Annotated in this window: 6 protein-coding genes; all 6 read left to right on the plus strand. The window is 71.1% G+C overall.

Annotation, left to right across the window (positions count from 1 at the left end; translation table 11 throughout):
- The first annotated feature begins 5 nt into the window (after positions 1-5).
- From ACFC1F_RS07050 to ACFC1F_RS07075, 6 genes are read left to right on the plus strand one after another with little or no spacing between them, the layout of a single operon-like run.
- Positions 6-554, plus strand: a complete 549-nt coding sequence (locus tag ACFC1F_RS07050) for a nucleoside 2-deoxyribosyltransferase domain-containing protein (RefSeq protein ID WP_376156221.1) — start codon at positions 6-8, stop codon at positions 552-554.
- Positions 555-594: 40 nt separating this feature from the next.
- Positions 595-1401 carry an HlyD family efflux transporter periplasmic adaptor subunit gene (locus ACFC1F_RS07055; protein ID WP_376156223.1) on the plus strand — a complete coding sequence of 269 codons (807 nt, stop codon included), beginning with the start codon at positions 595-597 and terminating at the stop codon, positions 1399-1401.
- The gene (locus ACFC1F_RS07060) at positions 1402-3609 is read left to right on the plus strand and encodes an NHLP family bacteriocin export ABC transporter peptidase/permease/ATPase subunit (RefSeq protein ID WP_376156225.1); all 2208 of its coding nucleotides are present in this window, start codon (positions 1402-1404) and stop codon (positions 3607-3609) included. It begins immediately after the preceding gene.
- 3 nt (positions 3610-3612) lie between these two features.
- Complete coding sequence (locus ACFC1F_RS07065) at positions 3613-6645, plus strand: NHLP bacteriocin export ABC transporter permease/ATPase subunit (RefSeq protein WP_376156227.1); 3033 nt, start codon at positions 3613-3615, stop codon at positions 6643-6645.
- Entirely contained in the window at positions 6642-7652 is a 1011-nt protein-coding gene (locus ACFC1F_RS07070) for a hypothetical protein (protein WP_376156228.1), read from the plus strand. The genes ACFC1F_RS07065 and ACFC1F_RS07070 overlap by 4 nt, the downstream gene beginning before the upstream one ends.
- 46 nt (positions 7653-7698) lie before the next feature.
- On the plus strand, positions 7699-7845 hold the full coding sequence (locus ACFC1F_RS07075) for a hypothetical protein (protein WP_376156230.1): 147 nt from the start codon (positions 7699-7701) through the stop codon (positions 7843-7845).
- Positions 7846-7965: the final 120 nt, after the last annotated feature.

A 7965-nucleotide genomic window follows, 5' to 3' on the forward strand; every position in this document is an offset into this window, starting at 1 on the left:
GTGCCGTGAACGGATCGACTCTCCGGGTCGTGGGATCGCTGGAGGAAGTCCCCTCCGCACGCGACGCGCTGACGGTGTTCCTGGCCGGCGGCATGCGCAACTGCCCCGACTGGCGGCAGTGGGCGATCGAGGCGCTCGCCGACCAGTGGCACCGGGCGGGGGCCGATCGCCCCGTCACGGTGTTCAGCCCCAGCCGGGTCGTCTCCGCCCGCGCGTTCAGCCACGAGCTGGTGCGCTGGGAGCACGACGCCCTCCGGGCCTCCGACGTGGTCCTCTTCTGGTTCCCCCGGGGCAACCACAAGGCGCCCGAGCAACCGATCGCGCTCTACGAACTCGGTGTCGCCGCCGCGACCTACAAGCCGATCGCCGTGGGCACCGAGCCCGGCTACGTGCGCCGCGACGACGTGGGAGCCCAGTTGGGGCTCATCCGTCCGGGCCTCCCGGTGCGCTGCGACCTGAACTCCACCGTGGGGGACGTGGTCCGGGCGCTGCGCCGTACGGAGAAGGCGCTGGGCGAGGCGTTCTCGGCGGCCGGCACCCTCCAGGCCGTCTGACAGGCGAGCAGCGCCTCTCCCGCAGGAAGGAAGCCCAACCGTGCAGTTCCGTGAGCAGGCACTCGCCAAGCTCCAGTCCACCACCGACCTCGGGACAGCGGCCACGCTGGCCAAGCCACGCAGCCTGGTCGCGCTGCTCATGGTCACGGTGCTCGTCGCCTTCGGCTCGCTGTGGGCGTTCACCGGGGCGATACCGCGCCAGGTCACCGTTCCCGGCATCCTCACCTACGGTCAGGGCAGCTACACCCTGGACAGCCCCGTCTCCGGGCAGATCACCGGGGTCTTCGCCCAGCAGGGCACGACCTTCCCGGCGCAGGCCCCGCTGTTCACCGTCCAGGTCGACTCGACCCAGCAGACCGTACGCGCCTTCAGCGGCGGACGCACCACGGCCGTCCTGGCGCAGGTCGGCCAGGTGGTCACGGCGGGCACGAACCTCGCCGTGGTCGAGCGCGTCGGCGGTCCGACCGATCCGTTGATCGCGGTGCTGTACGCGCCGACGAGCAGCGCCGGGCTCATCACCCAGGGCAGCACCGTGGACCTCGATCTGCGGTCCGCTCCGGCCCAGGAGTACGGGGTGATGCGCGGCGTCGTCCAGTCGGTCAGCCAGTTCTCCCAGACCCAGAAGCAGATCGCGAGCTTCCTCGGCGACGCCCAACTGGCCGGCCAGTTCTCCGGCCAGGGCCAACCGATGCAGGTGGTCGTGAAACTCCTGACCGCACCGGGCACGACGAGTGGGTTCCAGTGGTCCACCCGCACCGGCCCGCCGTACCTGATTGATTCCCGCACGCTGGTGAGCGCTTCCGTGCACTTGCCATCGGTCAGACCGATTAGCTGGGTGTTGTCGTAGATGTCCGTACTCACCACCACCGACGGTACTCCGAGGGCGCGGTCCTGGCCGAGGCGCCGCCCGGCCCGACGCGTCAAGCCACCGGTGATCTTCCAGATGGAAGCACTGGAGTGCGGGGCCGCCAGCCTCGCCATGATCCTCGCCCACTACAAGCGCTACGTGCCGCTGGAGGAGCTGCGGGTCGCCTGCGGAGTCTCGCGGGACGGCTCGAAGGCCTCGAACGTCCTCAAGGCGGCCCGGCGCTACGGCCTGACGGCGACCGGACGCCGGATGGACACCGAGGCGCTGTCCAAGCTGGCGCCCCCGGCGATCCTGTTCTGGGAGTTCAACCACTTCGTGGTCCTCAACGGGTTCGGCCGACGCCTGGGCAAGGACGTCGTCCACCTCAACGACCCCGGCAGCGGGCCGCGGGTCGTCAACCTCGCGGACTTCAACGAGAGCTTCACCGGCGTGGTGCTCACCATGTCGCCGGGCGAGGGGTTCCGCCCCGGCGGCCGGCGCCCCGGCGTCCTCGCGAGCATGCCGACCCGGCTGCGCGGGAGTTGGGGCCTGCTCGCCCTGAGCGCCTACGCCAGCGTGCTGCTCGCGGTCGTCGGCGTGGCGTACCCCGCTCTGACCCGGGCGTTCGTCAACTCCATCCTGCTGGGCGGCGACCGTTCGTTCCTGACGGCGTTCTTCGGCCTGATGGCCGCGACCGTGATGGCGACGGGGGTGCTCACCTTCCTGCGCCAGGCGTTCCTGCTGCGCCTGCGCATCTCCAACGCGACGATCAACAGCAGCCGCTTCCTGCGCCACGTGTTCAGACTGCCGATCAACTTCTTCGTCCAGCGAAGTCCGGCGGACATCAGCAGTCGCGTGCAGTCCAACGACCAGGTCGCCGTGACCCTGTCCAACGACCTGTCGAGCACCTTGGTCAACGCGCTGGTCGTCGTGGTGTACGCGTGCCTGCTGTGGGCCTACGACCCCTGGCTGACGGTCCTGAGCGTGTCGCTGTCCCTGCTCAACATCGTCGCCCTGCGCACGGTGGCCCGGATCCGGGCCGGCGGGGTCAGCCGACTGGCCACGGACGAGGCGCAGCTGCTGAACACCTCCTACAGCGGCCTGCAGCTCATCGAGACGATGAAGGCCACGGGCGGCGAGAACACCTTCTTCCGGCGCTGGGCCAAGGAGCAGTCCGTCGTCGTCACCGGGCAGCAGCGGATCGGCGTGCCGAGTGCCGTCATGGCGGTGGTCGCTCCCGCGCTGGCGTCCGTCACCACCTCGCTGCTGCTGTTGATCGGCGGCCTGGAGGCGGTGAAGGGAGACCTGACGGTCGGTCTGCTCGTCGCCTTCCAGGCCCTGGTGTCGGCCTTCGTCAGCCCCATCGCGCAGCTGATCGCGGTGGCGCAGCGGGTCCAGGACTTCGCCGTCCAGGTGACCCGGCTGCGCGACGTGGAGAACTACCGGCCGGAACCACGCCCGGCCGCGTCCGACGCCCCGGCCGGGCGACTCGCCGGCAACCTGACGTTCGACCGGGTCACCTTCGGCTACAACCCGCTGGACGCCCCGCTGGTCAGCGAGTTCTCGTTCGCGGTGGGCCCCGGCCGGCAGGTCGCGCTGGTCGGGGGCTCGGGGAGCGGCAAGTCCACCGCGGTGCGCCTGATCTCGGGCCTCTACCGGCCGTGGGAGGGCTCGGTGGACATCGACGGCCTCCCGCGCGACGGCATCGCGCCGGAGGTGCTCAGCGCCTCGGTGGGCTTCGTCGACCAGGACGTCTTCCTGTTCGAGGGGACGGTGCGGGACAACATCACGCTGTGGGACACCTCCATCCCCGACGACCAGGTCATCGCCGCGCTCCGGGACGCCGCGGTGTACGACGTGGTGTCCTCGCGTCCGGGCGGCATCTACGCCCAGGTGGAGGAGGACGGCCGCAACTTCTCGGGCGGCCAGCGCCAGCGGCTGGAGATCGCCAGGGCGCTCGTCCGCAACCCGCGCCTACTCGTCCTGGACGAGGCGACCAGCGCCCTGGACGCCGAGACGGAACTCCTGATCATGAACAGCATCCGCCGCCGCGGCTGCGCCACGGTCGTCGTGGCCCACCGTCTGAGCACCATCCGCGACAGCGACGAAATCGTCGTGCTGAGCCGGGGCGACGTGGTCGAGCGGGGGACGCACGACGCCCTGTCCGCGGCCGGCGGCGCCTACGCCCAGCTCATCAGGGAGCACTGACGCATGAGGACGACATCCTCCGGGTCCGAGCGGCCGCCCGTGACCGCCGTGGCCGACGTGGCCGACGTGACCGCCGAGGCCGACGTGGCCGACGTGACCGCCGTGGCCGTGGCGACCTGGCGACCGCCCGCCGGGACCGGCACCGAGGTCGCCTTCGACGAGGGACACGTCCGGTTGACGGACGGGGACGCGCTCTGGGTGGTGACCGACGGAGCCGTCGACATGTTCGTCATGGAGGCGGCCGAGGGCGGCCCGTGGCACTACGTCAGCCGCTTCACCCCGGGCACCGTCATCGCCGCACCACCGTCGGCCCCCGCCGGCGTCCCGGTCCTGCGAGCCGTCCTCGGCTCCCGTGTCCTGCGCGTGGACGCCTCGGACCTCGCAGGACTCCTGCGCGCCGACGTCGGCTCCGGGGCGGCCGGCGGGCCGACCGGTCGGCTCGCCGCCCTCGCCCGGGGGATCGACGCGGGGCTCGACGGCCTTCTCGGCTTCGTCACCGAGCAGCCGGCCGGCGGGGAACACGTGCTGCTGACCGCCGGAAGCCGGGGCGAACTGGCGGAAGGGGAGGCGGGATGCTCGGCCGAGGGACTGGTCTGGGTCGAGGTCCTCGCCGGTCGACTGCGGGTCGGAACGCCCGACAGCGGTGAGTTCCTCTCCCGCGGCGACGCGTTCGTGGTCACCGAGGGCAGCACCCTCCACGGCGGGCCCTCAGCCTCGTTCACGACCTGCTCGACCGGTGACCTGCTGGCCGACGGCCGGCTGTGGGAGCGCCTGGCCGAGGTGAACGAGCGCCTGCTGCGGATGGCCGACCGGGTCATCGCCGCCGACGGGGAGCGGGCCGAGTCCCGGATCCGGGCCGTGCGCGAGATGGAGGACGCGCTGACCGACAAGGCCGACCGGGTCCTCCAGGCGGTACTCCAGCCGGCCGAGCACCTCTCGCGCAACGGCCCCGTCCACACCGAGGACGCCACCGAGGCGGCCTGCCGGATCGTGGCCGACGAACTGGGCATCCCCATGCTGCCGGCCCGCGGCTCCGCGGCCGGCGGCAAGACGGGCCCGATCGAGGCGATCGCGGTGCGCTCGCGCTTCCGCATCCGCGCGGTGAACCTGGACGGGCGCTGGTGGCGCACCAACATCGGGCCGTTCGTCGGGCGCCGCTGCGACTCCGGCGAGCCGGTGGCGTTCGTCTGGCGGCGCGGACGGTACGTGGCCTGGGATCCCGTCACCGGCGAGCAGAGCCCGGTGCGGGACCGGACGGCGGGGCGGTTCGACGACACGGGGGTGCTGTTCTACCCGCCCCTGCCCGAGCGGCCGATCGGCACGGGACGGCTGATCCTGTTCGGCCTGAAGGGCAGCGGACGGGACATCCGCAACCTGATCGTGTTCACGCTGGTCGCGGTCGCCGTCAGCACCACCGTGCCCATCAGCACCGGGCTGGTCCTGGGCACGTTCGTCCCGTACGCCGAGACGAGCCTCATCGTGCAGGTGTGCGCCCTGACCCTGGTGGCCGCCCTCGCGTCGGCGGTCTTCGCGGTGCTGGAGAACCTGGCGCTGCTGCGCGTCGGGGGTCGCTTCGAGGCCACCCTGCAGGCCGCCGTCTGGGACCGGCTGCTGCGCCTGCCGGCGCCGTTCTTCCGCCGGTACTCCACGGGTGAACTGGCCAGTGCGGCACTGGGGGTGAAGAACATCCGCACGGTGCTGATGAACGTGAGCTACGTGGTGCTCTACTCCGGCGTGGTCGCGGTGGTGAACTTCGCCGTGATGTTCTGGTTCAGCGTGCCGCTGGCCCTGCTGACAGGGCTCTACGTGCTGGTCGGCGTGGTGTTCTTCGTCGTGCTGGGTGCACGGCAGATGAAGTGGCAGACCCAGTCGCTGGACCTGGAGCACAAGCTCGCGAACCGGGTGTACCAGAGGCTTCGGGGTCTCCCCAAACTGCGGGTGGCGGGCGCCGAGAACCGCGCCTTCGCGGCCTGGGCCAACGAGTTCGCGCAGCAGAAGGAGCTCCAGAAGCGCATCGGCAGGTACCAGAACGCGGCGGCCACGTTCAACGCCGTCTACCCGCTCGTCTGCGTCCTGCTCACCTTCGCGGTCATCAGCGGGCCGGCCAGCGGATCGCTGTCGATGACCCGGTTCCTGTCGTTCAACGCGGCCCTGGGCATCGTCCTCGCGGCGGTCATCCAGGTGACCAACTCCCTCTCCTCGGCCTTCGCGGTGATCCCCATGTTCAAACGCATGAAGCCGCTGCTCGCCGAGCTGCCGGAGGCCTCGGAAGCGCACACGGTGCCGGGTGAACTGACCGGGGAGATCGACGTGAACCGGGTGACGTTCCGCTACGACGAGAACAGTCCACCGGTGCTCGACAACGTCTCCCTGAGCATGCGGCCGGGCGAGTTCGTGGCGATCGTCGGCCCCAGCGGGTGCGGCAAGTCAACCCTGCTGCGACTGCTCCTGGGCTTCGAGCAGCCCTCCAGCGGCAACATCCTGTACGACGGCCAGGACCTGGCCACGCTGGACAGCACCGCGGTGCGGAGGCAGTGCGGCGTCGTCCTGCAGCAGACGAAGCCGTTCGCCGGCACCGTCTTCCAGGCCATCACCGGCACCCTCAACTACAGCCACGACGACGCATGGGCCGCCGCCGAACTGGCGGGCATCGCCGCGGACATCCGCGCCATGCCCATGGGGATGCACACGCTCGTGAGCGACGGCGGGACCTTCTCCGGCGGCCAGCGGCAGCGCCTCGCCATCGCGCACGCCCTGATCCGCCGGCCCAGGATCCTCTTCTTCGACGAGGCCACCAGCGCGCTGGACAACGAGACCCAACGGATCGTCACGGAGAGCACACAGCGCCTGAACGCGACCCGGGTCGTCATCGCGCACCGGCTCTCGACCGTCCTCGACGCCGACAAGGTCGTCGTACTCGACGAGGGCCGGGTCGCCGAGTGCGGACCGCCGTCCGAACTGCTCCGCGACTCCACGAGCCTCTTCCACCAGCTGGTGCGCAGGCAGATGCACGAATCAGAAGGAGCGATGGCATGAACCGCAAGAAGAGAGGCCTCCGTCTGCAGGCCGCCGCGGCGACCTTCCTGCTGGGCCTCGGCGGCACGGCCGGCTGCGGCACGGTCCACAGCGGCGACACGGGCGCACACGCGTCGGCGTCGGAGGCGGTCGTCTCCCAGGCGGACGCGTCCGCCGCGGTCAGCGGCTACGACGCCGCGAACAACCGGGTCAACGAGGCCATGGACAGCGCAGGCCTGGCCGGCATCGAGACCGAGCCGCTGCTCAGCGCGGACATCGCCTGGATGCGCATCAGCAAGGAACTGAACCAGCCGGTCGCCCCCATCAGTGACCAGGCCATCACCGTCTACGCCACATCGGGCCCGGCCTTCCCCCACTGGTTCCTCGCCGTGTCCAGCCGGGCGCAGGGAGGCATGCCCTTCCCCGGTCCCACGTACCGCGTCTTCGTGCAGGAGGCGCCCGGAGCGTCCTACCTGCCCGCGTATTCGCTCAACGTCACCGGGCCGGTGCCCAAGGTCGCCGTCGACGGTGCGGGCGTCGCCTCCGCCGTCCCGGGCCCGGACGGCCTCCTGGTGGCTCCGGACGCCCTGGCAGCGGACATCCTCGCCCACTACCAGCAGAACCTCGCCGGCAAGGACAAGTTCTCCTACAGCGCTCCGCTGGACGACAACCTCTCCAACGGTTACAACGCCGGCGTGAAGGCCCTGAGCGGTCGCGGCACGACCCTCTCCAGGGCACTGAGCCGGACGCTCCCCAAGACCTTCGCCCTGCGGACCGAGGACGGCGGCGTGCTCGCGTTCACCTCCGACGTCATCACCGACACGCTGACCCCGGTCAAGGCCGACGGCACCGTCTCCCTGGCCCCGAAGAGCCGTGACGCCGCGCAGCTGGGAAAGCCCGAGGGAGCGACGGCGAGCCAGTTCACCATCAGCCGACTGGAGACGTTCCTGACGTACATCCCGACCACCGCCTCGGGGGCGAAAGCCCAGGTCATCGGCTACAACGAGGTCCCCATCACTGTCAGTTGACCGCTGCCAGAGCCACGAGAAGACACCACCGAAGGAGTTCACCACCATGAAGGACGACATCTCCCGCAACGCCGACACCGAGGACGCCGCCGTCGTGGCGGTCACGGAGGTCGACGAGGAGATCAGCGACGGGGACCTGGACGCCATCGGCGGCGGCGACGGAGGTCAGCCGACCTACCCGCCGTACGTGTGAGCCGTCGTGGCCCGGGCCCCCCCGCCCGGGGCCCGGGCCCCCCCGTTCGGGGGGGGCCGGCCAGCCGCGGCCCCCCCCCCCCCCCGGGCAAACACCCCCCCGACCCGGCGCAGTACCCGC

The sequence above is a fragment of the Kitasatospora sp. NPDC056181 genome, assembly GCF_042266225.1.
Classification (GTDB): Bacteria; Actinomycetota; Actinomycetes; order Streptomycetales; family Streptomycetaceae; genus Kitasatospora.

Coding starts and splice junctions, on each gene's coding strand:
- ACFC1F_RS07070 (WP_376156228.1), top strand. CDS start 6,642: ATGAACCGCAAGAAGAGAGGCCTCCGTCTGCAGGCCGCCGCGGCGACC.
- ACFC1F_RS07065 (WP_376156227.1), top strand. CDS start 3,613: ATGAGGACGACATCCTCCGGGTCCGAGCGGCCGCCCGTGACCGCCGTG.
- ACFC1F_RS07060 (WP_376156225.1), top strand. CDS start 1,402: ATGTCCGTACTCACCACCACCGACGGTACTCCGAGGGCGCGGTCCTGG.
- ACFC1F_RS07075 (WP_376156230.1), top strand. CDS start 7,699: ATGAAGGACGACATCTCCCGCAACGCCGACACCGAGGACGCCGCCGTC.